Annotated in this window: 28 protein-coding genes; 16 read left to right on the forward strand and 12 right to left on the reverse strand. The window is 69.2% G+C overall.

Annotated elements, in window-relative coordinates; genetic code table 11:
- Positions 1–38: 38 nt before the first annotated feature.
- Entirely contained in the window at positions 39–1694 is a 1656-nt protein-coding gene (locus DYE23_RS27220; protein ID WP_235660502.1) for a diguanylate cyclase domain-containing protein, read from the reverse strand.
- Between the two features lie 76 nt (positions 1695–1770).
- Here DYE23_RS27220 and DYE23_RS27225 point away from each other — a divergent pair, with 76 nt between their 5' ends.
- The gene (locus DYE23_RS27225; RefSeq protein WP_099962123.1) at positions 1771–2787 is read left to right on the forward strand and encodes a CobW family GTP-binding protein; all 1017 of its coding nucleotides are present in this window, start codon (positions 1771–1773) and stop codon (positions 2785–2787) included.
- A gap of 1 nt (position 2788) precedes the next feature.
- On the opposite strand, the gene DYE23_RS27230 is transcribed toward DYE23_RS27225, so the two are convergent.
- Positions 2789–3340 (reverse strand): DUF1697 domain-containing protein, encoded by a 552-nt coding sequence (locus tag DYE23_RS27230; RefSeq protein ID WP_115328645.1) that lies wholly within the window; start codon positions 3338–3340, stop codon positions 2789–2791.
- Between the two features lie 39 nt (positions 3341–3379).
- On the opposite strand from DYE23_RS27230, the gene DYE23_RS27235 reads away from it, so the two are divergent.
- From DYE23_RS27235 to DYE23_RS27255, 5 genes are all read left to right on the forward strand, one after another.
- Positions 3380–3766: a DUF2237 family protein gene (locus tag DYE23_RS27235; protein ID WP_011891949.1), complete on the forward strand. Its 387-nt coding sequence runs from the start codon at positions 3380–3382 to the stop codon at positions 3764–3766.
- Positions 3767–3799: 33 nt separating this feature from the next.
- Positions 3800–4309: a DUF4333 domain-containing protein gene (locus DYE23_RS27240; RefSeq protein ID WP_011891948.1), complete on the forward strand. Its 510-nt coding sequence runs from the start codon at positions 3800–3802 to the stop codon at positions 4307–4309.
- 9 nt (positions 4310–4318) lie between these two features.
- The gene (locus DYE23_RS27245) at positions 4319–4978 is read left to right on the forward strand and encodes an MOSC domain-containing protein (protein WP_011891947.1); all 660 of its coding nucleotides are present in this window, start codon (positions 4319–4321) and stop codon (positions 4976–4978) included.
- Positions 4979–5060: 82 nt separating this feature from the next.
- A complete protein-coding gene (locus DYE23_RS27250; protein WP_115328646.1) occupies positions 5061–6263 on the forward strand; it encodes a mechanosensitive ion channel family protein in 1203 nt (400 codons plus the stop codon).
- The gene (locus tag DYE23_RS27255) at positions 6250–7206 is read left to right on the forward strand and encodes a phosphotransferase (RefSeq protein ID WP_115328647.1); all 957 of its coding nucleotides are present in this window, start codon (positions 6250–6252) and stop codon (positions 7204–7206) included. The genes DYE23_RS27250 and DYE23_RS27255 overlap by 14 nt, the downstream gene beginning before the upstream one ends.
- Here DYE23_RS27255 and DYE23_RS27260 read toward each other — a convergent pair.
- The 3 genes from DYE23_RS27260 to DYE23_RS27270 form a co-directional block, all read right to left on the reverse strand.
- Positions 7188–7622 (reverse strand): hypothetical protein, encoded by a 435-nt coding sequence (locus tag DYE23_RS27260; RefSeq protein WP_115328648.1) that lies wholly within the window; start codon positions 7620–7622, stop codon positions 7188–7190. The genes DYE23_RS27255 and DYE23_RS27260 overlap by 19 nt on opposite strands.
- A 39-nt stretch (positions 7623–7661) precedes the next feature.
- Positions 7662–8378, reverse strand: a complete 717-nt coding sequence (locus DYE23_RS27265) for an NUDIX hydrolase (protein ID WP_011891943.1) — start codon at positions 8376–8378, stop codon at positions 7662–7664.
- A 67-nt stretch (positions 8379–8445) separates the two neighbouring features.
- A complete protein-coding gene (locus tag DYE23_RS27270; protein ID WP_011891942.1) occupies positions 8446–9432 on the reverse strand; it encodes a hypothetical protein in 987 nt (328 codons plus the stop codon).
- A 227-nt stretch (positions 9433–9659) separates the two neighbouring features.
- On the opposite strand from DYE23_RS27270, the gene DYE23_RS27275 reads away from it, so the two are divergent.
- Positions 9660–10673 carry an iron-containing redox enzyme family protein gene (locus DYE23_RS27275; RefSeq protein ID WP_013473145.1) on the forward strand — a complete coding sequence of 338 codons (1014 nt, stop codon included), beginning with the start codon at positions 9660–9662 and terminating at the stop codon, positions 10671–10673.
- Here the strand turns inward: DYE23_RS27275 and DYE23_RS27280 are convergent.
- On the reverse strand, positions 10647–10892 hold the full coding sequence (locus tag DYE23_RS27280; protein WP_011891940.1) for a CDGSH iron-sulfur domain-containing protein: 246 nt from the start codon (positions 10890–10892) through the stop codon (positions 10647–10649). The genes DYE23_RS27275 and DYE23_RS27280 overlap by 27 nt on opposite strands.
- Positions 10889–11581 carry a HemK2/MTQ2 family protein methyltransferase gene (locus DYE23_RS27285; protein ID WP_011891939.1) on the reverse strand — a complete coding sequence of 231 codons (693 nt, stop codon included), beginning with the start codon at positions 11579–11581 and terminating at the stop codon, positions 10889–10891. The genes DYE23_RS27280 and DYE23_RS27285 overlap by 4 nt, the downstream gene beginning before the upstream one ends.
- A gap of 70 nt (positions 11582–11651) precedes the next feature.
- On the opposite strand from DYE23_RS27285, the gene DYE23_RS27290 reads away from it, so the two are divergent.
- On the forward strand, positions 11652–11906 hold the full coding sequence (locus tag DYE23_RS27290; RefSeq protein WP_011891938.1) for a metallothionein: 255 nt from the start codon (positions 11652–11654) through the stop codon (positions 11904–11906).
- Here DYE23_RS27290 and DYE23_RS27295 read toward each other — a convergent pair.
- Positions 11903–12613 carry a cutinase family protein gene (locus DYE23_RS27295; RefSeq protein WP_013473149.1) on the reverse strand — a complete coding sequence of 237 codons (711 nt, stop codon included), beginning with the start codon at positions 12611–12613 and terminating at the stop codon, positions 11903–11905. The genes DYE23_RS27290 and DYE23_RS27295 overlap by 4 nt on opposite strands.
- Positions 12614–12642: 29 nt before the next feature.
- Positions 12643–12903 (reverse strand): hypothetical protein, encoded by a 261-nt coding sequence (locus DYE23_RS27300; protein ID WP_011891936.1) that lies wholly within the window; start codon positions 12901–12903, stop codon positions 12643–12645.
- A gap of 55 nt (positions 12904–12958) precedes the next feature.
- On the opposite strand from DYE23_RS27300, the gene DYE23_RS27305 reads away from it, so the two are divergent.
- The 3 genes from DYE23_RS27305 to DYE23_RS27315 are packed head-to-tail and all read left to right on the forward strand — an operon-like array spanning position 12959 to position 15263.
- Positions 12959–13507, forward strand: coding sequence for a type 1 glutamine amidotransferase domain-containing protein (locus DYE23_RS27305; RefSeq protein ID WP_115328649.1), 549 nt, complete (start codon positions 12959–12961; stop codon positions 13505–13507).
- 29 nt (positions 13508–13536) lie between these two features.
- Complete coding sequence (locus DYE23_RS27310) at positions 13537–14013, forward strand: MarR family winged helix-turn-helix transcriptional regulator (protein WP_115328650.1); 477 nt, start codon at positions 13537–13539, stop codon at positions 14011–14013.
- A complete protein-coding gene (locus DYE23_RS27315) occupies positions 14010–15263 on the forward strand; it encodes an MFS transporter (protein ID WP_115328651.1) in 1254 nt (417 codons plus the stop codon). The genes DYE23_RS27310 and DYE23_RS27315 overlap by 4 nt, the downstream gene beginning before the upstream one ends.
- Positions 15264–15267: 4 nt before the next feature.
- On the opposite strand, the gene DYE23_RS27320 is transcribed toward DYE23_RS27315, so the two are convergent.
- A complete protein-coding gene (locus DYE23_RS27320) occupies positions 15268–16419 on the reverse strand; it encodes a glycoside hydrolase 5 family protein (RefSeq protein WP_011891932.1) in 1152 nt (383 codons plus the stop codon).
- A gap of 256 nt (positions 16420–16675) precedes the next feature.
- On the opposite strand from DYE23_RS27320, the gene DYE23_RS27325 reads away from it, so the two are divergent.
- From DYE23_RS27325 to DYE23_RS27345, 5 genes are read left to right on the forward strand one after another with little or no spacing between them, the layout of a single operon-like run.
- Positions 16676–18253 (forward strand): PP2C family protein-serine/threonine phosphatase, encoded by a 1578-nt coding sequence (locus tag DYE23_RS27325; RefSeq protein WP_011891931.1) that lies wholly within the window; start codon positions 16676–16678, stop codon positions 18251–18253.
- A complete protein-coding gene (locus DYE23_RS27330; RefSeq protein WP_115328652.1) occupies positions 18250–19326 on the forward strand; it encodes a cobalamin B12-binding domain-containing protein in 1077 nt (358 codons plus the stop codon). The genes DYE23_RS27325 and DYE23_RS27330 overlap by 4 nt, the downstream gene beginning before the upstream one ends.
- Complete coding sequence (locus DYE23_RS27335; RefSeq protein WP_011891929.1) at positions 19323–19670, forward strand: STAS domain-containing protein; 348 nt, start codon at positions 19323–19325, stop codon at positions 19668–19670. Before DYE23_RS27330 ends, DYE23_RS27335 begins: the two co-directional genes overlap by 4 nt.
- A gap of 3 nt (positions 19671–19673) precedes the next feature.
- The gene (locus DYE23_RS27340) at positions 19674–20669 is read left to right on the forward strand and encodes an NAD-dependent epimerase/dehydratase family protein (protein ID WP_011891928.1); all 996 of its coding nucleotides are present in this window, start codon (positions 19674–19676) and stop codon (positions 20667–20669) included.
- Complete coding sequence (locus DYE23_RS27345) at positions 20666–21346, forward strand: alpha/beta hydrolase (RefSeq protein WP_011891927.1); 681 nt, start codon at positions 20666–20668, stop codon at positions 21344–21346. The genes DYE23_RS27340 and DYE23_RS27345 overlap by 4 nt, the downstream gene beginning before the upstream one ends.
- Here DYE23_RS27345 and DYE23_RS27350 read toward each other — a convergent pair.
- Together DYE23_RS27350 and DYE23_RS27355 are read right to left on the reverse strand one after the other, a co-directional pair.
- On the reverse strand, positions 21332–21751 hold the full coding sequence (locus DYE23_RS27350) for an acyl-CoA thioesterase (RefSeq protein ID WP_172527849.1): 420 nt from the start codon (positions 21749–21751) through the stop codon (positions 21332–21334). The two genes, DYE23_RS27345 and DYE23_RS27350, sit on opposite strands and share 15 nt — an antisense overlap.
- Complete coding sequence (locus tag DYE23_RS27355; protein WP_115329124.1) at positions 21742–23037, reverse strand: hydroxyacid-oxoacid transhydrogenase; 1296 nt, start codon at positions 23035–23037, stop codon at positions 21742–21744. The genes DYE23_RS27350 and DYE23_RS27355 overlap by 10 nt, the downstream gene beginning before the upstream one ends.
- Positions 23038–23067: the final 30 nt, after the last annotated feature.

Genomic DNA, 23067 nt, shown 5'->3' on the forward strand with positions numbered 1-23067 from the left:
TGGGTCCGGCCTTTCGGCGTATCTGCTCGACGGTGGGGCTACCGGGTTCCGCTGACCCGCGATACGCAGTAGTTCGCGAGAACCCTTACCAGAGGGGCGATCTCGATGAGATCCCGGTGCCCGTCGCGGGAGAAGAACTCCAACAGGTACGACGTACTGCCCGCCGGAACGCCCACCCCGAGGACGGCACGGTACCCGAGCTGCGCGACCAGCGCCTTCTCGGCCGGGTCCGAATTCTCCAGGTCGACCGCCGCTACGAACGCCGTCCCGTCGCTGACCGCGCGGGCAGAGGCCGGATAATCCGCGAGTGCGTACGACGAGGGCCCGAGATCGGTCAGCACGGACAGTCCTGAATCCTCGTGCAGCACACTGTCCACGCTGCGTAACGACCGCAACGAGTGGCGGTCCTCCCCGCATTCGGAGAGCGCCCAGGCCGCGGTGCCCAGAACCTGTTGAACCTGCACCGCAAGAACTTCCAGCGCGCCGACCGTCGTCAGGTCGGGCTGCTCGTCGAGGATCGTGACCAGGTCGCCGACGAGCTCGGTCACCCCTGCTGTCCGCTTGACGTCCCGGGCGCGGCGGTCGAGCCCGCTGTGTACCACCGGCGTGGACATCCCGGTGCTGAACCGGGCCGGACCCTGCCTCTTGGCCTCCAACAGCGCGGCATCCGCGGCGGCCAGCAGGTCACTGCCACTGCGGACCTGCGGTCCCGCCGCGGCCGCGCCCCACGACAGGGTCACGTCGAGATCCGTTGCGCTGCGCAACGCCTTGGTCGCATCCAACGCGAAAATCTGCGCGGCCACCAACGTCGCATCCGGAAGCAGCACACAGAACTCGTCGCCGCCCAGCCGGCCCGCGAAGGCGCCGTCGATCGTCTCGGTCAGCCGCTTCAGTTCCGTCGCGACCACCCGCAGCAGATCATCTCCGGCGGGATGCCCGTTACGGTCGTTGATCCGTTTGAAGTCGTCCAGGTCGCACATCAGCACGACCGGATATGTGGTGTCCCAGTCGATCTCGGCGAGACGCTGATCGATGGCGCGTCTGTTGGCGATGCCGGTGAGGGGATCCTCGAACGCGAATCGCCATACGGTGCTCAACAATTCGGACCGTCCGATCGCCAAGGCGGTCTGCGCGGCGATGGCCTGCAGCAGCAGGATGTCGCCGTCGTCGAACCGACGGCCGTCGACGCCGGTCACCCACAGCGTTCCCCACATCGACCCGCCGACCATCACCGGAGCGGCGACCTCGCTCTCCTTGCCCAGCGACGTCAGCACCTCGCGGGACTCCACGGGACAGCCCGGATCGTCGAGGGAGTTCGCATACGCGATGCCCTTCGCCAGAAGGGTGTGAATCGTGGAGTCCGGCGCGACGGGATAGAGGTCGTTCTGCGGCCAGCGCTGTTCTTGGGGGGCCAGTCTGCCCGCGTTGTGCAGAATCCGCAGGGCGCTGAGTTCGGGCTCCAACCGGCAGATCGACACCGTCGCGGCTCGAAGCGCGACCCTGGCCTGGTCGGCGATGACCTCCAGCACCTCGTCGAAATACTGCGCCCGCAACACGGCATCCGAGATGTGCAGCAGCGCCCGCAATACGGGAAGTTCAGCACCGGTGTAGCGATCCGCGCCAACACCGTCTTCCGTCGGACCCAACACCACCCCTGCACCCACCCTCGACGCGCCGGCGAGAAGGCGGCGCAATCGGTCATGCTACCGATCCACCGCCCCGATGGGTCCAGACCTGCAGATCGATTCCGGCGGGGTAGCCTCCCCTGCTGTGCAGCCGATACCCGTCATCGCCCTGACCGGCTATCTCGGGGCGGGCAAGACGACTCTCCTCAACCACGTCCTGCGCAGTCCCGATGCCCGGATTGGTGTCGTCATCAACGACTTTGGCGAACTCAACGTCGACGCGGGCCTGGTGACCGGGCAGGTCGACGAGCCCGCATCGATCGCCGGGGGATGCATCTGCTGCCTTCCCGACGAAGGCGGATTGGACGTCGCCCTCGAGCGTCTGGCCGACCCGAAACTGCGCCTCGACGCGATCATCGTCGAGGCGAGTGGGCTGGCCGATCCGGTCGCGGTGTCCCGGATCATCAGGTTCAGCGGCGTCGACGGTATCCGGCCCGGCGGGGTGGTGGATGTCCTCGACGCCGCCACCCACTTCGACACGATCGACCGCGACGACGCTCCGCCGGCCCGCTACGGCGCCGCCACCCTGGTGGTCGTCAACAAACTCGACCGGGTACCGGCCGCGGAGCGTGCCGCGACGATGGAGCGCTTCGAGAGCCGGATCCGCCCGGTGAACCCGCACGCCTACGTCGTCGGTGTCACCGCGGGACGGATCGACCCGACACTGCTGTACGACATCGCCGCCGCGACGCCCGAGAGCGGCCAGTTGTCGTTCCGCGAGTTGCTGGTCGACACCGGCGCACACGATCACGACCACACCCATGCCGACTCGGTGACCGTCGTCTCCGACGGATGCGTCGACCCGGACGCGGTCATCGACCTACTCGAGGAGCCGCCCGCCGGCGTCTACCGGATGAAGGGCACGATCGCTGTGCGCTACCGCGCGAGCACCCGCCGGTACACGGTCAACGTGGTCGGGCCGTCGGTGCACATCGCCGTCGCGCCCGCGCAGGCCCAATCCAACAGTCTGGTCGCGATCGGTATGGGCCTCGACACCGCCCAGGTGCGCGACCGGATGCGCTCCGCACTCACGTCGGTCTCGGGTCCCGCAGCGCCACAAGGCATCCGGCGTCTCCAACGCTATCGCCGGCTGAGTATCTGAATTAGCCCATACCGTCGAGGATCGACAGCATCTGCGACGTCGTGGCCCAGTTGCGGATGGTCATCAGCCGGTACTCGGGCTTGCCGACGATCCGGTTCATCATGCTCCTGGTCCGCTCGGCGCTCACACGGGTGAAGTAGACCACCCCCGGGCCGGGCCAGACCTCGTCGACGCCGTCGCGCACCTGGATCACCTCCAGTGCCCGATCGGCGGTCAGCGGCTCCTTCAGGAAGACCACATCGCGGTGGTGGTCCACGGTGCGGGCGACGAAGTCGGCGGGCGCCTCCTCGACGATGGCGCGCATCTCCGCATGGGAGCGCACCACCACGACCGGCGGACTCTGCAGCCTGTCGGCCAACAGCGTCTCGATGTCGGACTCCAGCGACGCCCGACGCCGGCCGGACTCGAAAGCGACGTTGCCGGACTGGATGTAGGTGCTGACACCGCCGAAGCCCGCCTCCGAGAACGCCGCGCGCAGGTCGGCCATCGTGATCTTGTTCCGGCCTCCGACGTTGATGCCCCGGAGCAGTGCCGCATACCGCGTCGACCCCATGATCGGCGACGCTACCCGCCACTGGGCGATACTGGTCCGATGGCGGAGCGAAACGTTCTCGGCGGGCCGTTGGACCCTTGCGGCACCGAACCTTTGACCGGGTTCTACCGGGACGGCTGTTGCAGCACCGGCGACGAGGACCGCGGCCGTCACACGATCTGCGGTGTGGTGACCGCGGATTTCCTCGCCCATCAGCGGTCGATCGGCAACGACCTGTCGACACCGATGCCGGCCTACCGGTTCCCCGGCCTCGTCCCCGGGGACCGGTGGTGCGTGACAGCGCTCAATTGGCTTCGCGCACATGAGGACGGGCATGCCTGCCCGGTCGTGCTGGCCTCGACCCACGAGCGCACCCTGGACTCGGTGCCATTGGAGGTGCTGCGGCGCTACGCCGTCGATGTCCCCGACGACCTCGCCGATCTCTAGACGTCTGCGCCTCACGACTTTACGATCTTGATCATGGTCAAGACCCTGGCGGTGTCCTGCGGCGCGGCTCTGGCACTGAGCGCGTGCTCGTTCTCGATCGGGGGTCTCGACTACGACAAACTCGAAAGCGGGATCACCGAACAGCTCAACAACTCGTACTCGTCGCTCGGACTGTCGGTCTCCAGCGTGGAGTGCCCCGAGACATCACCCGGCCCGAAGAAGGGCGAGAGCCTGGAGTGCTCGGCACAGGTGGGCGGGCAGACGGTGCGTGTCGACGCGACGGTCACCGACGACGACTACAACGTCAACTTCAAGACCATCGACACGCTCTACGATCTCCCGACCGTCGCCGACACCCTGACCGAGAGCGTGTCCGAACAGGTCGGATTCGATGTCACCGTGGACTGCGGATCGGGCCTCAAGGCGGTCGAGGTCGGCACGACGTTCGACTGCACCGCTGCCGACCCGCAGGGCGAGGAACGCACCGTGCAGGTGACGGCCGCACCGGTCGGTGAGGACGACAGCTGGGAGCTGCTCGGTTAGCGTCCCCGTATGGCTTCGGTGTTGACGGTGAACGTGGCGGCGGTTCCGATCGACCTCGGCAGGCGCCGCTCGGGGATCGACAAACGCCCCAGCGCCGAGCCGGTCGCCGTGCGTTCCCCCGGTCCGCGGAAGGGCGGGCTGGGCAGCGGCATCGCCGGCGATTCGGTCTGCGACAGCAAGTACCACGGCGGTGACGACCAGGCGGTCTACGCCTATGCGCGTGAGGACCTGGACCGCTGGGAGGGCCGGCTCGACCGTGAGCTCACCAACGGCTCGTTCGGCGAGAACCTGACCACCACCGGCGTGGACGTCACCGGTCTGCTGATCGGGGAGCGGTGGGCGGTCGGCCAGGACGGTCTCCTGCTGGAGGTCACCAGCCCCCGCACCCCGTGCCAGACGTTCGTGAAATGGCTTGGCGTCCCCGGCCTGATCAAGACGTTCACCGCCGCCGGGGAGCCCGGCGCCTACTTCCGGGTGATCGAACCGGGCACGGTGCGCGCCGACGACCGCATCGAGGTGGTGTCGCGACCCGACCACGCGGTGAGCATCGGCATGGTGTTCCGCGCGCTGATGGGCGAAACCGAGCTGCTGCGCGAGATCGCCGTCGCCGACGCACTGCCGGACAAGATCAGGAAGAAGATCGCCAAGCGCGGTTTTGGGGGCGGGTGAAGACGGGAACGCTTTCGGGACGCGTGAACAGAGTTGTCCGCGTTTCCCGCCCTGACACCCACTCCCAGGAGTTCTCCCTGTCATGGACGACACCCTCGAACTTGCCTCCGCCACGCACGTCGCCAGTGCCGCAGCGTGGATCGCCGGCGCCGGCGCCGTCGCCATCGCCTACGCCGTCGGCCTGGCCATCTCGTGGCTCCTGCAGCGGTTGGGCCGGCGCAGCACGCTGCTGCACCACGCCGCGGAGCTGACCCGCATGCCGCTGCGCGCCACGCTGGTGGTGATCGCCGCGTCTGCCGCGGTGCGCCGCACCGTCGACGCGGACACCGGTTGGCGGGGCTTCGTCGACCACCTGCTGGTCATCACGCTGATCGCCACCATCACCTGGACGATCGCGAGCCTGGTGCGCGTTGCCGAACGCCAGGCCATCTCCCGCTTCGCCGGCGGCGACGAGGGTCTGACCGACGCCGACCGGCACCGGCGCAAGATCAAGACGCAGGTGCTCACCCTGAGGCGGATCGCGGTGGCCATCATCGTGATGCTCGGTGCCGCGGCCGCGTTGATGACGTTCCCGGCGTTCAGCGACATCGGCAAGACGGTGTTCGCGTCTGCGGGCGTGTTGACCGTCGTGGCCGGCCTCGCCGCCCAGACGTCGCTCGGATCGGTGTTCGCCGGCATCCAGATCGCGTTCTCCGATGCGATCCGCGTCGGGGACGTCGTGGTACTCGAAGAGGAGTGGGGCCGGATCGAGGAGATCACCCTGACCTATGTGGTCGTACACCTGTGGGACGAGCGTCGCCTGGTCCTGCCGTGCACGTACTTCACCAGCACCCCGTTCCAGAATTGGACGCGCAACGCGACCGAACTGCTGGGCACCGCGGAGCTCGACGTCGACTTCACCGTGCCGTTCGACCAGATGCGGGCGGAGCTGGATCGCCTGCTGCGCGCGAATCCGTTGTGGGACGGACGCGTCGGCGTCCTGCAGGTGACCGACGCGGTGGAGGGCCGGGTCCGGGTGCGCATGCTGGTCAGTGCCTCCAACGCGGGCCAGTTGTTCGATCTGCGCTGCGATGTTCGCGAAGGGATGGTCGCGTGGTTGCAGCGCACCAATCCCGGGGCGATGCCCCGTACACGGATCGAGCATCGGACCGACGCCGACACAGCGCGCGGCGATGCCGCCGTGCCGGTGCCCGGACGTTCTCAGGCGGACTCCGGTCTGTTCAGTGGCAGCATCGCCGCCGATCGCCGCAATCGTGATCTGACCTGGGCACATGACGCCCGCTGAAGTCGGCGAGCGCACCCGCCGCGCGACCGGGGCCGCCGTCGACGCCGCCCGTGAGCTGGGGCTCGACGTCGAGCACCCCGTCGTTCTGCACGATGTCTTCTCCGTCGTCGTGCACCTGGCGCCGCACCCGGTGGTGGCGCGGATCCCGGTGGTCCTGACCGCCGCCGCGGACCCCGCCGGCCAGACCGCACGCCGGCAGCGCGAACTCGACGTCGCGGCGTGGCTGCACGCCCAAGGGGTGCCGGTGGTCCCGCCGTCCGCGCTTGTGCCGCGGTCTCCGATCCACCGCGACGGGTTCGTGATGACGTTCTGGGAACTGGCCGACCTGGCTGCCGACCACGAGCCCTACCGCGGGGTCGCGCTGAGGCACTCCGCGCAGCTGCACGCCGCCCTGGCGCGCTACCCGAGGGAACTACCGTTCCTCGCGCCGTTCAACGACGGTCTGCCGGCCATGATCGCCGAGTTGCACACGGTGGACCTGCTGACGGCCGACGACGTGGACCGGGCGCGAGTGGAGTTCGACAGCCTGCGGGCGATTCTCGCCGACCAGAAAGCCTTTCAGGCGGCCTTCCCCGGCGTCACGGTGCAACCGATCCAGGGAGATGCGCCGTCGCACAACGTGATCCGGACGACATCCGGGATCGTGTTCTCCGATTTCGAGGACATCTGTCGCGGCCCGGTGGAATGGGATCTGGCGATGCTGGGCGCAGCGGCGGTGGCCGAATACGACGCCGCGGCACGCGATCTGGGTATCCGCACCGTCGACCCGGAGGTATTGAGGGTGATGGAGTACGCGCGCCGCCTGCAGTTCATCGGCTGTACGACGCTCGTCTCACAATTGCGGCTGCTGGCCGACGGCCTGGGTCAGGCGCTCAGTGAGTGGAGGTCCACACCGGTGTTCGGGCCCGGTCAGGTCGGCAGGTCTCAGGTCGGCAGGTCGTAGTCCATCGGGGGCCCGTCCGGGCCGATCGACGCCGTGTCGGCGATGGCCGTGGCCACCGGGACGCCGTTCTGCACGATCCCGACGACGACGACGGTGCCGTTCGCCACCGACTGCCCGATGCGGGTGGTGTCCGGGGTGATCCGGAAGGTGGTGGACTCGCCCTGTGCGTTGACCGTCGTGAGCGAATGGGGTGAGGTCGCGGTGACCTGACCGACACGCTCGAAGTGCTGCGGTGCGGTGCCCGCCGCCGCGGGGGTGACCAGGTGGGTCGCGGGCGCGGTCGAGATCTGCGCGGTGGGTTGCGGCGGTACCGGCTCGGCGATCTGCAGGGTCACGAACCAGCCGGCGGCCCCGGCGGCACCCATGGTCAGGGTGGTGCCGAGAAGTTGCCGTGCGGTGGCGCGGATCGAAGTCATGATGACCTCCTGGCTACCCCCGCGACCGCGCGGGGAAACTCAGCGCCAGGCGAACACCGGTTGCTCGAGTTCGTTTACCGGATCGTCGCGCCCCTCCAGACACAGCCACCGCAGCTGCAACAGCACCGCGCCGGTTGGGGCGTGGATCAGGTCATTGCCGAGCGGGACCTGCACCACGGGCCGCGGGCTCTCCGGGATCGTGATGAAGCGTGGCGAGTCCTCGCGCAGCAATTGGTGTAGCCCCACCCGGTACACAGCTACCACCTCGTCCGGTGCGGGCCGGGGATCCAGCCGGCCGCCGCCCCAGAGCACCACCGGAGTGATCACATAGCCAGAACGCGTCGAATAATCGTCGAGGAGCCCGAGGAGGGCGCTCTCCGGGAGCCTGACACCGACCTCTTCGTCCAGTTCCCGCAGAGCGGCCTCCACGACCGTCTCGCCCGGATCGAGCCGTCCCCCCGGGAGCGCCCACTGCGCCGAGTGCGAGCTCAGCCGCGAGGCCCGGCGGCACAACAGGAACGCCGCCCCGCCCGACACATCGACCATCCGGCCGTCGAGGTCGTCGGGCATCGGGCGGCCCGCGATCCAGTCATCCACCGGCGCCGGATCCACCCGGTCCTCGCCCACCACCGAGTCGACGAGAACGACCGCGACGGCGGCGTGGCGCTTCGACGGGTCGGTCACCGTCCTGCGGGTGTGCTGACCGAGCCGCTGTGCGATCCGGTCGCGGAGGACGTCGTCGTAGCCGAGTGTCACCCACCGAGATTAGAACGCAACAAGGCCGGCACGGTCACCCGTGCCGGCCTCGCTGGTGTCGCGCTGTCTAGTTGTTGATCCCGACGACTTCCTGCGCGATGGCAGCGACGCGCGCCTGCGCGGCCGAGACGACGCGCTGACGGTTCTTGTGCGCCTCCTCGTAGGCGATGATCACGCGGATGTCGGACGGCTCGGTGAGCTCCTTGACCGCGTTCGCCGCATCGGTGACGGTCAGCTCGTCATAGCCGGTGATCGGCAGCTCGTCGGCGTCGAGCGTGCCTGACGCACCGCGGGCGGCATGGATCGCGTCGGCGGCGTCCTCGGCACCCTGCTCACGGGTGACACGCTCGGCGGACTCCAGGGCCCCGTCCCGCGCGCCCGAGAGGGCCTTGCCGGCGATCTCGCCGGTGCGTGCGCCGCGCTCGACCAGTCCGGAGACGGCCGGCCGCACGGACCGCACGGCCTCGGCGATGCGCTCGGCGCCGCGGGTCGACCAGGTGAACGGCATGTTCGCGAGCTTGACGGCCAGACCCGCCGCAGCCTGCACCGGAGTGCGGCGCAACGCGGCCGGACCGCCGAGGGCGTCCTCGGCCAGCACGGTGGTCAGCCACTCGACCGTCGCGGTGTGCGCGGTGATAAGCCGGGTGGCCAGGTCGGCGACGTCCTGGTGCTTGGCCGCGACGGCCAGCGCCTTCACGTAGCGCGACCGGTCCAGCAGCTGGCCTTCCAGCGCCAGATCGCCGAGCAGGGCCTCGTCGAACGGCTCGGCCTGCTCGGTGAGGGCCTTGACGGCGGCCGCTGCACGTCCCAGGAACGGGCCGATGACGTCCGGGAAGCCACCCAGGTCGCGGATGGCCTTCTCGATGGCCTCGGCGCGGATACGGGCGTTCTCGGCGTTCTGCGTGAGCTCGCGACGGACCGCATCGGTGCGGGCCTGTGCGACACGGGTTTCGGCGACCTGGATCTCGGTATGGGTCAGGTCCAGCACGGTCCGCAGCTGAGCGATCAGCGTGGCGGTGGTCGATTCGATCGAGATAGCCGTTGTGGTGGCCATAAGTCTTGTTCACCCCTTGATTGGTTGACTTCGTTGTTCAAGGCGCTCAGTTGCGCTTGAGAGTCGGTTACCCGATGCACCCCCGACCCATGGGCACATGACCGAAGTTGTGAGAATCCCTGCATCGAGGTGTAGGTACCAGGGTCTGAGGGGTACCCGGGCCTGCCGCGGCGGGAGATCGCGGACACGGTTTGGTCCGGGTACAGCCGGGTACCTACCGCCTCGTGATGCCCACGCTGGTTCAACCACCTACTCTGCCCGAACCCCGCGGTCCGATCTCGATGTCGGTGATCGACCTGCTCGCCGAACGGGCGCCGCTGCGCTACCTGGCCAAGGTCGAGACCTCCCTTGCCGACGCCGATCCGGCCGGCATCGATCTGCAGCTCGCGCTCTACACCTGCTACGAGTTGCACTACCGCGGTTTCGACAAGGTGGACTCCGGGTGGGAGTGGAACGCCGGCCTGCTGTATCTGCGCGGGCATCTCGAAGACCTGTTCCTGGCCGATGTGCGCAAGCAGGTCGGCGAGATCGAACCGGACGCGACCGCACTCGACGAGCTCGACGCGCTGTGTGTCGAGCCGGTGAACGGCGACGGTCCGTCGTACTACCTGCGTGACGAGGGCACCTGGGACCAGATGCGCGAGTACTTCGCGCACAGGTCGCTCTACCACCTCAAAGAGGGAGATCCGCACGCGTGGGCGATCCCACGTCTGACCGGGCAGGCGAAGGCCTCGTTCGTGGCGGTGGAGTTCGACGAGTTCGGTGCCGGCAAGGGCGCCCGGCTGCACCAGCAGCTGTTCGCCGACCTGATGGCCGCCGCGGATCTGGACACCACGTATCTCGGCTACCTCGACCATGTGCCCGCCGAGGCGCTGGCCGTGGTGAACCTGATGTCGATGTTCGGCCTTCACCGACGCCTGCGGGGTTGTGCGGTCGGACATTTCGCGGCCACCGAGGTGACCTCGCCTCCGGGGTCACGCCGCATGGTCCAGGCGCTCGAACGGATGGGGGCACCGACTGAATGCCGCGCGTTCTACGAGGAGCACGTGGAGGCGGACGCGGTCCACGAACAGGTGGTGCGCACCGATGTGGTGGGCGACCTGGTCCGGCGCGAACCCGATCTCGATCAGGATGTCGTGTTCGGGATCAGGGCATTCGACGCGGTCGAGAACCGACTCGCCGAGCACCTCATGAGGAGCTGGCGCGACGGCCGCTCATCCCTGCGCAGAGCTCTCGACTGATCCCTGTTCGGACTGCGCACCGCCGCCGGCTCGCTGCCGGCGGCGGTGACTGGTGTCGCAGAGCGGGTAGGTCTTGGACTTCCGGCAGGCGCAGATCGCGACCATGAACCGGTCTGATTCGACGGTGCTGCCATCGGGAAGCTCAACGCACACTGGCCCTTCCACCATCACCGGGCCACCCGGGACGACGCGGACCAGACGGGGCGGGAGATCGCTCACGGCGCGTCTGCGCGCACGACGACGATGCGTTCCTGGGTGCTGTTCGGTCCCAGCAGACCAGCCCGCCTGAGCCACGGGGCGCGGGCCGTCATCACCGGTCCGAACGGGATCAACTGCTGGGCAACGACTTCGGCCTTCATCCCCTGTGCGCGGAACGCGCGCAGCGTGCGGGTGACGCTCGAGCACTCCGAGTGCACGACGAGCATCGTGCCGCCTTCGGCGAGCAGAAGCGGCGCCGCCGCGCACATCGGATCCAGAACGACCCGCCCGTCGGGGCCGGCATCCCAGGCCCGCGACGGTCCCGCGGTGGCGGAGATCAGCCCGGAGTCGTCCATCGGCGCCTCGGGAACGTAGGGCGGATTGGCCAGCACCACGTCGAACGGCCGGAATTCGACTGCGCGGGCCCAGGACCCGCGGTGGACGTCGACCTCGACGCCGGCCGCCAGTGCCTCCTCGCGGGTGCGCTGCACCGCTTTGGGACAGATGTCGAAGGCGGTCACCGACGCTGCACCGGCGGCCGCGGCGGCGATGGCGATAACCCCACTGCCGGTGCACAAATCGGCGACCCGTGCGCCGGGCACGACGCCCGCCTCGATCATGGCGTCGATGAGAAGGTGTGAATCCTCTTGCGGGGGATAGACGTCGACGGCCAGGTCGCGGGCGTCGAAATCGGTGTATGCGCTCGTCACGGATCTTTGATGCCCACTTCGATCCCGCCCAAACGCGTTTGTCGGGTCAAGGCCTGGGAATCCGGGCGGCATGACCCTTTGCGACACCTGCGGAAACCACTATGACAAGGCCTTCACGGTCACGTTCCACGACGGCCGCACAGCCACCTTCGACAGCGTCGAGTGCGCCGCGGCCCAGTTGGCGCCCGAGTGCGGACACTGCGGCTGCCGCATTCTCGGGCACGGCATCGAGACCGACGAGGGCATCTTCTGCTGCGCGCACTGCGCACGCAAAGACACCAACGCCGATGTCAATGACCGCTACCCGGTGCCCTCCGGCGCCTAGAGTCGCCCGACCGCGTACGTCGCGCCCTCGTTGATCATCCCGTTGACGGGATAGAACGCGTGCGCGACGTTCGGCCCTGCGTCGGGTGCCCCGTCGCAGATCGTGTCACCCTGAGCACACAGCTTCAGGGTCTTGTCCGCGTACAGCGGGCCGATCGTGATCTCGGGAGCCCCGAACCTCCGCATGAACGCTTCCGACGGCGTGCCGAAGAGCACGACGGCGGCCACGTGGTCGGCCACCTCGGGCGGCAGCGGGGTCGGCGCCGCGGCAGCGGGCACCGAACTCGGGACGGTGTCGGAGGTCGTGAAGCCGGAGACGACCGCACCCTGCGAGAAGCCGCCGAGTACGATGCGGGTGTCGGGACACTCCTCGGAGACCGCGAGCACCCGGTTGCCGGCATCGCGGACACCGTCGATCACGGTGCCGGCGAACAGTTCACGATCGCCGAAGTTGCTGCCCGCCGGGTAGTTCACCGCGTACACCCCCACGGTCCGCGGTGCCGCCTGCGCGCGGACGGCATCGACGAATGCCTGACCGACACCGCCGACCCCCGGGGCTTCCGACGTGCCACGGGCGAACACGACCTCGACATCCGGGCAGGGCTGCTGCGCGGACGCGGCCGGCGTGACGCCGACTCCGACGACCGCCGAGACGGCGCCCAACACCGTGGCGCCGGCGATTCCGGCGATTCGATTGACCATTTCCATGGGTCGTCAGTACCACCGGTACCTGCAGGTCAAACAGAACCGTCGCTGGGGGTGGGACTCTGGGGCGATTCCCACTTCGACTCGAGGGTGCGCACCACGACGGTGTCGGCCGGCAGTTCGACGTCGCGGGTCTCGCCGTGGTCGCCCTCCAGCGTCATGATGACCGTCTCTCCCGACGACTCCTTGTGCACGACCTTAAATTGGCGAACAGCGGAGCCGGGGAGGGTCAACTCGATGAGGTCGCCGGGCGCGACATTGCCGAGGCGGTCGTTGTCGGACTGAGCAGTCATGGGTTCGACCGTAGAGGACAGCGGGTAACCGCGCTCCGACGGAAAGGACACCCACATGCCGAACGAAACCGACGACCGGCTCGTTGGCCGGCGCATCGCCTTCCTGGCCACCGACGGGGTCGAGAGGGTCGAGCTTGAGCAGCCGCGCGCGGCGATCCTCGACGCCGGCGGTCAGGTCGACCTGCTGTCGGTCGACGACGGGGAGATCGCCGCCCGCGACCACGACCTGGAGCCCGCGGGCACCTTCGCCGTCGACCGCGTCGTCGGCGACGCGACGATCGACGAGTACGACGGGCTGGTGCTGCCCGGTGGCACCGTCAACGCCGACAAGCTGCGCCTCGACGAGGCCGCGGTGGCGTTCGTCGGTGAGTTCGTCCGGTCCGGGAAGCCGGTCGCGGCGATCTGCCACGGACCGTGGGCGCTGGTGGAGGCCGAGGTCGCCTCGGGCCGCACGCTGACGTCGTATCCGAGCCTGCGCACCGATCTGCGCAACGCCGGGGCCACCTATGTCGACCAGGAGCTCTGCATCGACGGCAAACTGATCACCAGCCGGTCCCCGAGGGATCTGGACGCGTTCTGCCAGGCGATCACCGACCGCTTCTGAGCCGCCCGGGCGACCGCGAATAAATATGTATGTGCTATGCATATTTAGTGCCGCGTTCCCGCTACGACCAACTCGACGACCTGCTGACGCGTCTGCACGTCGCCCGGCAGCGCCCCCAGTGGCGGCGCCGTGTGCTGGGCCCCGACAGTCCCGTCGCGGGCGTCTCCACGATCCGCGTGCTGCGGGCCGTGGAGCAGTTCGAGGAGGCCGGCGGAGCATCGGTCCGCGACGTCGCCGATTTCCTGGCCGTCGAGCACTCGACGGCCAGTCGGCTGATCGCACCGGTGGTCGCCGCGGGTCTGCTGACGAAGTCGTCGGCCGCCGAGGACCAGCGTCGGCGCACCCTGGTACTCACCGAGGTGGGGCGTAAGGAACTCGCCGAGATCGCCGAGCGCCGACGCGAACTCGTCGCCGAGACCGTCGCCGACCTGCCGGACTCCGACGTCGACACGCTGGTCGCCCTGCTGGGACGCATCACCGAACGCTTCGAACGCGCCGCCCGATGACCCAGACACCAAGCCGACCTGCCCCCGTCACGCCGCTGCCCTCGCGCGGCGCGTTCGGGCTGATGTTCGACCGCGTCTTCGGGGCGCTGTTCTGGGGCAAGATGTTCGCCGTCGTCGCGGTGTGGACGCACGGCCTCGTCGCGGCGATCGTGATGTACGAGGCGACGCGTTCGGCGCTGATGGTCGGACTGGTCGGTGTGGCGCAGTTCTTCCCGCAGCTGATCCTTGCGCCCACCAGCGGCAAATGGGCCGACACCGGCAACCCGGCGCGCCAGATCCTGCTCGGCAGAGTGTTCTGCGTGATCGGCTCCGGATCGATCGCGGTGTGGATGTTCGCCGAGCCAGGACTGCAGGGCGTCGCGGTCGCGATCCCGATCCTGATCGGGACCACGCTGGTCGGCATCGGGTTCGTCGTGGGCGGGCCCGCCATGCAGTCGATCGTCCCGACGCTGATCCGCAACGGCGAACTGCCGACGGCGATGGCGCTCAACAGCCTGCCGATGACGGTGGGCCGTGTCATCGGCCCCGCAGCGGGCGCCTACCTGGCCGCGCACGTCGGACCGGCGACCGCGTTCACCGTCAGCGCGGTGCTGCACCTCGTGTTCGCGATGTTCCTGCTGGCTGTGCGCTTCCCGGCACCGCCGCAACGCAGGCCCGGCGCCGACTACCGGGTTCGCGCAGCGGTCAGGTACGTCCTGGCCGACCGGCCGCTCCTGCTGGCGTTGCTCGCGGTCACGACGGTCGGCATCGTGTCCGATCCGTCCATCACGCTGGCCCCGTCGATGGCCGACGAGCTCGGCGGCGGCGCCGCCATGGTCGGCACGCTGTCGGCGGTGTTCGGCGTCGGCGCCGCGCTGGGCATGGGGTCGCTGGCGGTGCTGCGGGGCCGGATCGCGTCGGCGTACGTGTCGTCGATCGGCATGGTCGCCCTCACGCTGGGCAGCGCCGTGCTCGCCGTCGGCATGCAGTCGTGGATCGCCTACACCGGCTTCGCACTCGCCGGTTTCGGTTTCGGGTGCGCGATGACCGGCCTGTCCACCGTGGTGCAGGAGCGCGCCCCGGAGGAGTTGCGCGGCCGGATCATGGCGCTGTGGCTCGTCGGGTTCCTCGGATCCCGACCCATCGCCGCCGCGGTGCTCGGCGGCACCGCCGACCTGACCAACGTGTTCGTCGCGTTCGCGGTCGCCTCGGGCCTCGCACTCGTCGTGACAGTGCTCTGCCGGCCGTCGAAGCTCGTCGACCTGCGCTGAGTTCCTAGCTCGGGCGGTTGCGGCCCGTCAGCTCCCGGATCGTGTTGACCTCGCCGGCGCGGTACGGGGTTCCGTCACCGTGCAGCAGGTCGTGGAACCACAGCGGCGGTTCGATCACCGGGCGCTCCCAGGAATCCCACGGCAGGAACGTCTGCGTCTTGCCGGCGACGAAGCCCCACGTGTAGGCGCCGATGTTGCGTCGCTTCATGATCGGCAGGATCGACTCGACGGTGCTGTCGAGGGTGCGCGCCATGTACTCGGTGCACAGCATCGGCCGGCCCAGCGGAGTCAGCTCGGCGAGCCGGTCCTCGAAACCCCTCGGATCGGCATAGCTGTGGAACGAGATGACGTCGGAGAGATCCAGCTGGGCTCTGACCACCGGGGTGCGCCGCGCCGGATCGCCCCACACGCCGTCCCACACTCCGCTGGTCAGCGGCTGCACCGGATCGACGGACCGCGCCCAGCCGAACACCTGGGGAAGCAGCTCGGCGACCCTGTCCACCTTGTCTCGGCGCTCGACCTCCCTGTAGACGTCGGCGGGATTGTCGGGCTCGTTCCAGAGATCCCATCCCAGGACGCGCTTGTCGTGGCGGAACTGGCTGATCACCCCGATGACGTAGTCACGCAGGACGCGCCGGTACGCCGGATCGCCGAGGTGCTCGGCGCCCGGACTCTGCACCCAGCCCGAGTTGTGCACACCCGGCACCGGGCCACGCTGCGTGCCCAGCCGCGGATGCGGATCCCAGCACGAGTCGAACAGCACGAACAACGGTTTGATCCGGTGGTGCGCGGCGATGTCGACGAACCGCGCGAGCCGGCGCTGGAATCCGGCCCGGTCCTGGACCCAGAGCAGATCGTGCAGGAACACGCGAACGGTGTTGAGCCCGAGGTGTTTTGCCATTCTCAGCTCGGTGTCGATGCGTCGCGGGTCGAAGGTACCCGGCTGGAACATCTCGAGCTGGTTGATCGCGTTGGCCGGGATGAAGTTGGCCCCGACCAGCCAGCCCTGTGCGCGATGCCAGCGATGGGCACGCTCAGGCGACCAGCGGGCCGTCTCGGCCGAGGCGCGCGGCGTCCGGCTGATCGCGAGGCCGGCACCCACCACCACCGGCACTTTGAGCACGGCGCGGCGACCGACCTCTGCATTGGGTGACAAAGTGCATTCCTTCGATCGTCAAGATCGGCCCCCCGAAAGAACCTGTACGCGTCGCGCCGTCACTCTATCGGCGTCGCGCGATCACCCGTTACACCACCATTGCCCAACGCGCAGAAACGATTTCGTTATCTGGACAGTGCGCGCTGACGTGCGCGTTGACGTTTCCGTAAGACTGCTCGGTCGACATCGGGCGCCCACCTGCCTAGAGTCGACAGACGGGCCGGACCACGTTCGGCCCCTTTGAGGAGGCAACTGAATGGGCGAGATTACTCCCCTCGACGTGGTCTCCGGGATTGACAGTGTGTGGGACTCGGTTCCCCACCCGGTGCTGGTGGTCGATCGCGGCGGAATGGTCCGCACGCTGAGCGCCTCCGCCCGGTCGGTGCTGCCGGACATCGGTCCCGGTAGCGCCGTCGAAGACTTCGTACCGTCCTGGCTGTCCGGAGACGACGACCGCGAGGCGCGCACCACCGAACTGCCCGACGGTGAGATGGCGTGGTGGCTGCTGGAGGATTCGGCGCGGTCGACCCGCCTGGCGTTGACGCTCGAACGCGAACGTTCCGAGTTCCTCGACGAGGCGTCGGCGGTGCTGATGGCGTCGTTGAACATCGACCGCTGCATGGAAGCCACGGTGCAGATGGCCGCGCGGCATCTCGCGGACGCCGCCGTGCTGGTCGCACCTGCTTCCGGCGGTGTCGTCCCGCTCGTCTTCGGCCTGCCCGACGGCACGACAGAGCACCGCAGGATCGATGCCGACCCGGCCGAGGTGGCAGGTCTCAGCGAGGCCCTACGCGGCTTCCCGCCGGTCCCGTCACGCTGGATAGACCCCGGATCACTGCCCGAATGGCTTGTCCCCCCTGGGTTTTCGGACGGAACCGGTGGCGTGGTGATCACTCCGCTGCCCGGTCACGGTGTCCCGGCCGGAGCGCTGGTGCTGTTGCGCCGGTCGTCGGAGAGCACGTTCAGCGACGGTGAAGAGGTGTTCGCCCGGCTGTTCGCCGCACGGGCCGGCGCGGCGCTGTCCGCGGCCCGGCTGTACGCCGAGCAGTCCACCATCACCCGCACCCTGATGCGCGAGCTGCTGCCACCCCAGCTGCAGCGTCTCGACGGCATCGAACTCGCGGGCGGTTACCGGGCCTCGGCGGACCACGAGACCATCGGCGGTGACTTCTACGACGTGCACCCTGCGGCCGGGCCCGACGACGAGACGCTGGTGATCCTCGGCGACGTGTGCGGCAAGGGGCTCGACGCCGCGGTGCTGACCGGCAAGATCCGTAACACGTTGCAGGCGCTGGCCCCGCTGGCCGCCGACCACACCGGGGTGCTCAAACTGCTCAACAGCGCTCTGCTGTCGATCGACGACACCCGGTTCGCGACCCTGGTGCTCGCGTCGGTGGTCCGCCGCGACGGATTCGTGCGGTTGCGACTGACCAGTGCCGGACATCTCGCACCGCTGATCGTCCGCAACGACGGCAGCGTGGAGGAGGCCGACACCGGGGGCACGCTGGTCGGTGTCATGCCGACGATCCGGGCCCGCACCGTCGACGCGGCGCTGGCGCCGGGCGAGACCTGCCTGTTGTTCACCGACGGCGTCACCGAGGCCCGCGGCGGCCCGCTGGGCGCCGACATGTTCGGCGAGGCCCGTCTCAGCGCAGCGTTGTCGCAGTGCGCGGGCCTGCCGGCCGAGGCCGTCGTCGAACGCATCATGATGTTGACCTCAGAGTGGGTACACAACCGTGCACATGACGACATCGCCGTCGTCGCGATCACGGCCCCGCGGCGCACACACCTGAGCGCCGTCGACGGCCACACCGCCGGGAGGTTCACCGCTTGAGCGCCTCTGATCTCGACTGCCTGGCGCCGCAGGAGCGGCTCTGGGCTGCGGTCATGGACGGCGACGAGTACGCCGCGTCGACCGTGGTGTTCGAGGCGCTCGACGCCGGCATCGCCCCCGAGGACGTGCTGCTCGACGTCATCGCGGTCGTGCAGCGTCGCGTCGGCACGGAATGGGCCGCCAACCGGATCACCGTGGCGCAGGAGCACGCCGCGACCGCGATCAACGACCGCGTGATCGCGGCGCTGGCACATCATCCGAAGGCGCGTCGCCGACCGGATGCCGGCCGCGTGACCGTCGCCTGCGTCGACGGTGAGTGGCATGCGCTACCCGCGCGGCTGCTCGCCGAGGTGCTGCGCCTGCGCGGCTGGCAGGTCGACTTCCTCGGCGCTCAGGTCCCCACGCCGCATCTGATCGCCCACGTCCACCAGCACGGCCCGGTAGCGGTCGCGCTGTCGTGCTCGATTCCGACCCGGCTGCCCACCGCGCACGCCGCGATCACCGCGTGCCAGGCTGCGGGCGTACCGGTGCTCGCCGGTGGCGCGGCGTTCGGGTTCGACGGCCGGTTCGCCCGGTTGCTCGGCGCCGACGCATGGGCGTCGGACGCCCGGACCGCGGCCGACCTGCTGCGCGGCGGCGTGCGGCCTGCGCAGTCGACCGCAACCCACCAGCCCATCGACGATCTGCCGCACCTGGCCGATCAGGAGTACACGATGGTGCGCAGTACTGCGACGACACTGGTCCAGACCACCGTCGAGGAACTCGAGGACCGCTACCCCGCGATGCGCGACTACAACCCGGCGCAGCGCGAACGCACCGCCGAGGACATCGCGCACATCGTGGCATTCCTCTCCACCGCGCTCTACACCGACGACGACGATCTGTTCACGGAGTTCGTCTGCTGGACCGCCGAGATCCTCGTCGCCCGGGCAGTGCCCGCCGAGTCGCTGTATCCGGCCCTGGACTCGCTGTCCGGTCAGCTGCGCGAATTCCCGCGCGCCCAACGCCTTCTCACCGCAGCCCACGCTGCATTGCACCAATCCACTACAACCAACCCCCCACTATTCGCATGAAACTCACACTCGCGCTGCACACCACCGGCCGGTCGACCTCCGTCCGGGTCGCCGGAGACCTCGATTACGGGACGACCCGACTGCTGGTCGACACCGTGTCGGACCTGTTGACCGGCGGCAAGGTTCCCGAAGAACTGCACCTCGACTTCTCCGACCTGGCGTTCTGCGACTCCGCCGGACTGTCCGGGCTCGTCATGATCCACCGCCGCACGAGTGCCGCGGGCGTGCGCCTCCATCTCGACGACCGGCCCGCCCAACTGGAGCGGATCCTGACCATCACCGGTCTGCTGGACTTCCTCACCGCGACACCCGCCGAGGCATCGGACGAGTCGGTCATCGGCTGACCCATGTCGTTGCGCGTCGCGGTCACCGGCCCCACGGGTGAGATCGGAATCTCCACGATCTCGGCGCTCGAGGCGCTGCCCGAAGTCACCGAGATCGTCGGTATGGCGCGGCGACCGTTCGACCCTGCCGCGCAGGGCTGGACCAAGACGCTCTACCGACAGGGCGACATCCTCGACCGCGACGCCGTCGAACGGCTCGTCGAGGACGCCGACGTGGTCGTCCATCTCGCGTTCATCATCATGGGTTCGCGGGAGGAGAGCGCCCGCGTCAACCTCGCCGGGACCCGCAACGTCTTCGAGGCCGTCGTCGCGGCCGCCCGCCCCCGGCGGCTCGTCTACACCTCGTCGGTGGCCGCCTACGGCTATCACGCCGACAACCCGGTGCCGATCACCGAGGACGTACCGGTCCGGGGCTCGGCCGAGCATTACTACTCCGAACAGAAGGCCGCCTGCGAGGCCGCACTGCGGGAGGTGACCGCGGGATCCGACCTCGAGGTGTACGTACTGCGCCCGTGCATCGTCGCCGGCCCCAAGGCCACCGCCCTGGCCGACGCCATGCCCTGGAATCAGCTCCCGATGCCGGTGCAGCGAGTCGCCCAGGCCCTGCCGCTGCTCAAGCCGCCGTTCCCCGATCCGGGTACGCCGCTTCAGCTCGTCCACCACGACGATGTCGCGGCGGCGATCGCGCTGGCGGTGACCACCACCACCGCGCCGCCGGGGGCCTACAACATCGCCGGTGACGGCGTGTTGTCGATGTCTGCACTCGGCGAGGCCCTCGGTGCCCGGCCGGTCCCCGTGCCCCGCGCGGCGGCGGTGGCGGCATCGGAGGTGATCGCCCGGTTGCCGTTCGTGCCGTCCAGTCTCGAGTGGCTGCACGCGGGACGCACGTCGGTGGTGATGGACACCGGCAAGGCCAGGGATCAGCTCGGATGGAGACCGAAATACAGTGCGGCCGAGACACTCTCGGCGCTGGCCGCGGCCCGGGGGCACGGCGGATGACGGCCGTCCAGTACGCACCGGGACGATCCGCCGACCTGTACGGCGACCCCGCGGACCAGACTGTGCTGCTGTGGCACGGCACGCAGACCGACGCGCGGCACACCGTGGGCACGCTCGCCGGACTACTGGTCGAGCGCGGCTTCAGTGTGGTTGTGCCGGACTGGGATTCACACAGCTCCGACGGTGGACGCTCGGACCTGCTGGCCTCCGCGGACTTCGCGCGGGACTGGACACGCAACCCGGACGGGCTCATCGTCGTCGGCTGGTCACTCGGCGCAGCCGCGGCCGCGGGACTCACCGCCGACGCAGGCCGGTATGGCCTCACCCTGGCGCACACGGTCTGTCTCGCAGGCGCGTTCATGGCCCACGATCCGATCTCGGGCGCCGACCTCACCGAGCTGACCGCCGGTGCGCAGGTACGTACCCCGTTCCTCCTGCTGCACGGAACCAGCGACGACGTCGTCGGACCCGAGGCTAGCCGCGACTTCGCCGCCCACCTCGAAGCGACGGGGTGGCCCGTCTCGCTCACCGAGCTGGACGCCGATCACGGCGACATCGCCGGCGCCCGCTACGACGCGCGAGCCGACCGGTACGAACCCGCCGACGACCCGGCCACCCGGCGGGTCGCGGGCGAGGTGGCCGACCTCATCGCGTCGGTGACGTCACTGTCCCCGTAGACGTTCCAGCGCCGCACGCACGGTCTCGGGGATCGGGACGGCGCGCCGGTGCTCCCGGTCGACGAACACGTGGACGAAGTAGCCGTGGGCGACCGGGTCGTCCCCGTCGCCGGCGAAGATCGCCACGCCGTAGGTGACCGAGCGGTTCGTCAGTTTGTCGACCCGCAGCCCGGCCCGCAGGTCGTCCGGATAGGCCACCGGCGCCAGGTACGAGCATTTCGACTCCACCACCAGCGCGATGACGGGTGAGGTGTGGATGTCGAGTCCGCCCTCCCGGATCAGGAAGTGGTTGGCGACGGTGTCGAAGTAGCTGTAGTAGGTGACGTTGTTGACGTGGCCGTACACGTCGTTGTCCATCCACCGCGTGGTGATCTGCAGGAAGTACCCGTAGTCGCTCACCAGCATCGCATCGATTGCTCGAAGGCGTTGGCCAGCAACGGTTTGTCGACGTCGATGGGGGCGTTGGCGAGCAGGCGCTGTTGCGGCCAGGCCCCGTCGGCGAGCGCGGCGGCGTCGGCGTCGGTGTATCCGACGCCGGCCAGCCCGTTGGGCATCCCGACCTGTCGCATGATCGTCATCAGGTGTTCGGCCAGTACCGTGCCGGCGTCCTCGGGCGCCGCGTCCGCGGTGTCGGCACCCAGCCGGGCGGCAGCGAACAGATGCCGGGCGGGATCGGTGTGAGCCGTGAGCCGGAATGCCGCAGGAGCATTCAGGATCACCGACATACCATGCGGCACAAGGGGTTCGGAGTCCGGATAGCCGACCGGCCGGAAGTCGCGCACCTGTCCGGCCACCGCGTAGGCCATCGCGTGCGGAAGGTGCACGCCGGCGTTGCCGAACGCGATGCCGGCCAGCGTCGCCGCCCACATGACCTGCTCGCGGGCCTCCGAATCCGACGCGTCGGCGACGGCGCGCGCCAGATACGTGCCGAGCAGACGCAGCGCCTCGCCACAGCCCAGATCGCTCCACGGGTTCGCGCCCTGACTCATCGGGCGCTGGGTCGGCCGGGCCGGTGCCGCGCGGTGCGTGTACGGCCGCGCGGTGTAGGACTCCAGCGCGTGCGACAGCACGTCGAGTCCACTGCACGCCACCACGGTGGCCGGCAGGGTGCCTGTGCAGTCGGGGTCGACGAGTGCTTCGGTCGGGCGCAGTGCCGGTGACGCGATGCCCGTCTTCGCCGCCATCGACAACAGATCGAAGATCGCGATGCCGGTCACCTCACTGCCGGTGCCCGAGGTCGTCGGACAGGCGATGTGCGGCGCCAGCGGTCCCGGGACCGGGGCGCCCGCGCCGACCGGGGCGTTGACGTACTCGAGGAAGTCGGCGGGATGGGTGGCGTACAGATTGGCCGCCTTGGCGGTGTCGATCACCGATCCGCCACCGACCGAGATGTACCCGTCGGGCGATGCCTCCGTGGCGAAAGCGGCTGCACTCCGGAAGGATTCGTCGGTCGGTTCGACGCGGACGTCGATGTAGTCCACCACGTCGATGCCGGCGGCGCGCAGCGACCGCTGCGCGGCGTCGAAGACCTCCAGCTGTGCGACGGCGGAATCGGAGAACAGCGCGGCCCGAGTGATACCCAGCGCGCGGGCGCGGTCGCCGACCTCGGCGATACAGCCCCGCCCGAACGTGACGCGGGATGCGTCGACGGTGAACGCGCCGTCCCCGTCACCGGTATGGCAGCAACTCATCACCGACGCCATGCTATCGGCTCGGGCCGC

This window comes from Mycolicibacterium gilvum, from assembly GCF_900454025.1.
Classification (GTDB): Bacteria; Actinomycetota; Actinomycetes; order Mycobacteriales; family Mycobacteriaceae; genus Mycobacterium; species Mycobacterium gilvum.

What these genes read in the sequence shown, in the direction of transcription:
- DYE23_RS27315 (WP_115328651.1), top strand. Translation starts at nt 14,010, where the DNA reads ATGACCCAGACACCAAGCCGACCTGCCCCCGTCACGCCGCTGCCCTCG.
- DYE23_RS27235 (WP_011891949.1), top strand. Translation starts at nt 3,380, where the DNA reads ATGGCGGAGCGAAACGTTCTCGGCGGGCCGTTGGACCCTTGCGGCACC.
- DYE23_RS27355 (WP_115329124.1), bottom strand. Translation starts at nt 23,037, where the DNA reads ATGAGTTGCTGCCATACCGGTGACGGGGACGGCGCGTTCACCGTCGAC.
- DYE23_RS27295 (WP_013473149.1), bottom strand. Translation starts at nt 12,613, where the DNA reads ATGGAAATGGTCAATCGAATCGCCGGAATCGCCGGCGCCACGGTGTTG.
- DYE23_RS27350 (WP_172527849.1), bottom strand. Translation starts at nt 21,751, where the DNA reads ATGCTGGTGAGCGACTACGGGTACTTCCTGCAGATCACCACGCGGTGG.
- DYE23_RS27255 (WP_115328647.1), top strand. Translation starts at nt 6,250, where the DNA reads ATGACGCCCGCTGAAGTCGGCGAGCGCACCCGCCGCGCGACCGGGGCC.
- DYE23_RS27335 (WP_011891929.1), top strand. Translation starts at nt 19,323, where the DNA reads ATGAAACTCACACTCGCGCTGCACACCACCGGCCGGTCGACCTCCGTC.
- DYE23_RS27310 (WP_115328650.1), top strand. Translation starts at nt 13,537, where the DNA reads ATGTGCTATGCATATTTAGTGCCGCGTTCCCGCTACGACCAACTCGAC.
- DYE23_RS27240 (WP_011891948.1), top strand. Translation starts at nt 3,800, where the DNA reads ATGGTCAAGACCCTGGCGGTGTCCTGCGGCGCGGCTCTGGCACTGAGC.
- DYE23_RS27325 (WP_011891931.1), top strand. Translation starts at nt 16,676, where the DNA reads ATGGGCGAGATTACTCCCCTCGACGTGGTCTCCGGGATTGACAGTGTG.
- DYE23_RS27270 (WP_011891942.1), bottom strand. Translation starts at nt 9,432, where the DNA reads ATGGCCACCACAACGGCTATCTCGATCGAATCGACCACCGCCACGCTG.
- DYE23_RS27245 (WP_011891947.1), top strand. Translation starts at nt 4,319, where the DNA reads ATGGCTTCGGTGTTGACGGTGAACGTGGCGGCGGTTCCGATCGACCTC.
- DYE23_RS27275 (WP_013473145.1), top strand. Translation starts at nt 9,660, where the DNA reads ATGCCCACGCTGGTTCAACCACCTACTCTGCCCGAACCCCGCGGTCCG.
- DYE23_RS27250 (WP_115328646.1), top strand. Translation starts at nt 5,061, where the DNA reads ATGGACGACACCCTCGAACTTGCCTCCGCCACGCACGTCGCCAGTGCC.
- DYE23_RS27260 (WP_115328648.1), bottom strand. Translation starts at nt 7,622, where the DNA reads ATGACTTCGATCCGCGCCACCGCACGGCAACTTCTCGGCACCACCCTG.
- DYE23_RS27300 (WP_011891936.1), bottom strand. Translation starts at nt 12,903, where the DNA reads ATGACTGCTCAGTCCGACAACGACCGCCTCGGCAATGTCGCGCCCGGC.
- DYE23_RS27345 (WP_011891927.1), top strand. Translation starts at nt 20,666, where the DNA reads ATGACGGCCGTCCAGTACGCACCGGGACGATCCGCCGACCTGTACGGC.
- DYE23_RS27340 (WP_011891928.1), top strand. Translation starts at nt 19,674, where the DNA reads ATGTCGTTGCGCGTCGCGGTCACCGGCCCCACGGGTGAGATCGGAATC.
- DYE23_RS27305 (WP_115328649.1), top strand. Translation starts at nt 12,959, where the DNA reads ATGCCGAACGAAACCGACGACCGGCTCGTTGGCCGGCGCATCGCCTTC.
- DYE23_RS27290 (WP_011891938.1), top strand. Translation starts at nt 11,652, where the DNA reads ATGACCCTTTGCGACACCTGCGGAAACCACTATGACAAGGCCTTCACG.
- DYE23_RS27230 (WP_115328645.1), bottom strand. Translation starts at nt 3,340, where the DNA reads ATGGGGTCGACGCGGTATGCGGCACTGCTCCGGGGCATCAACGTCGGA.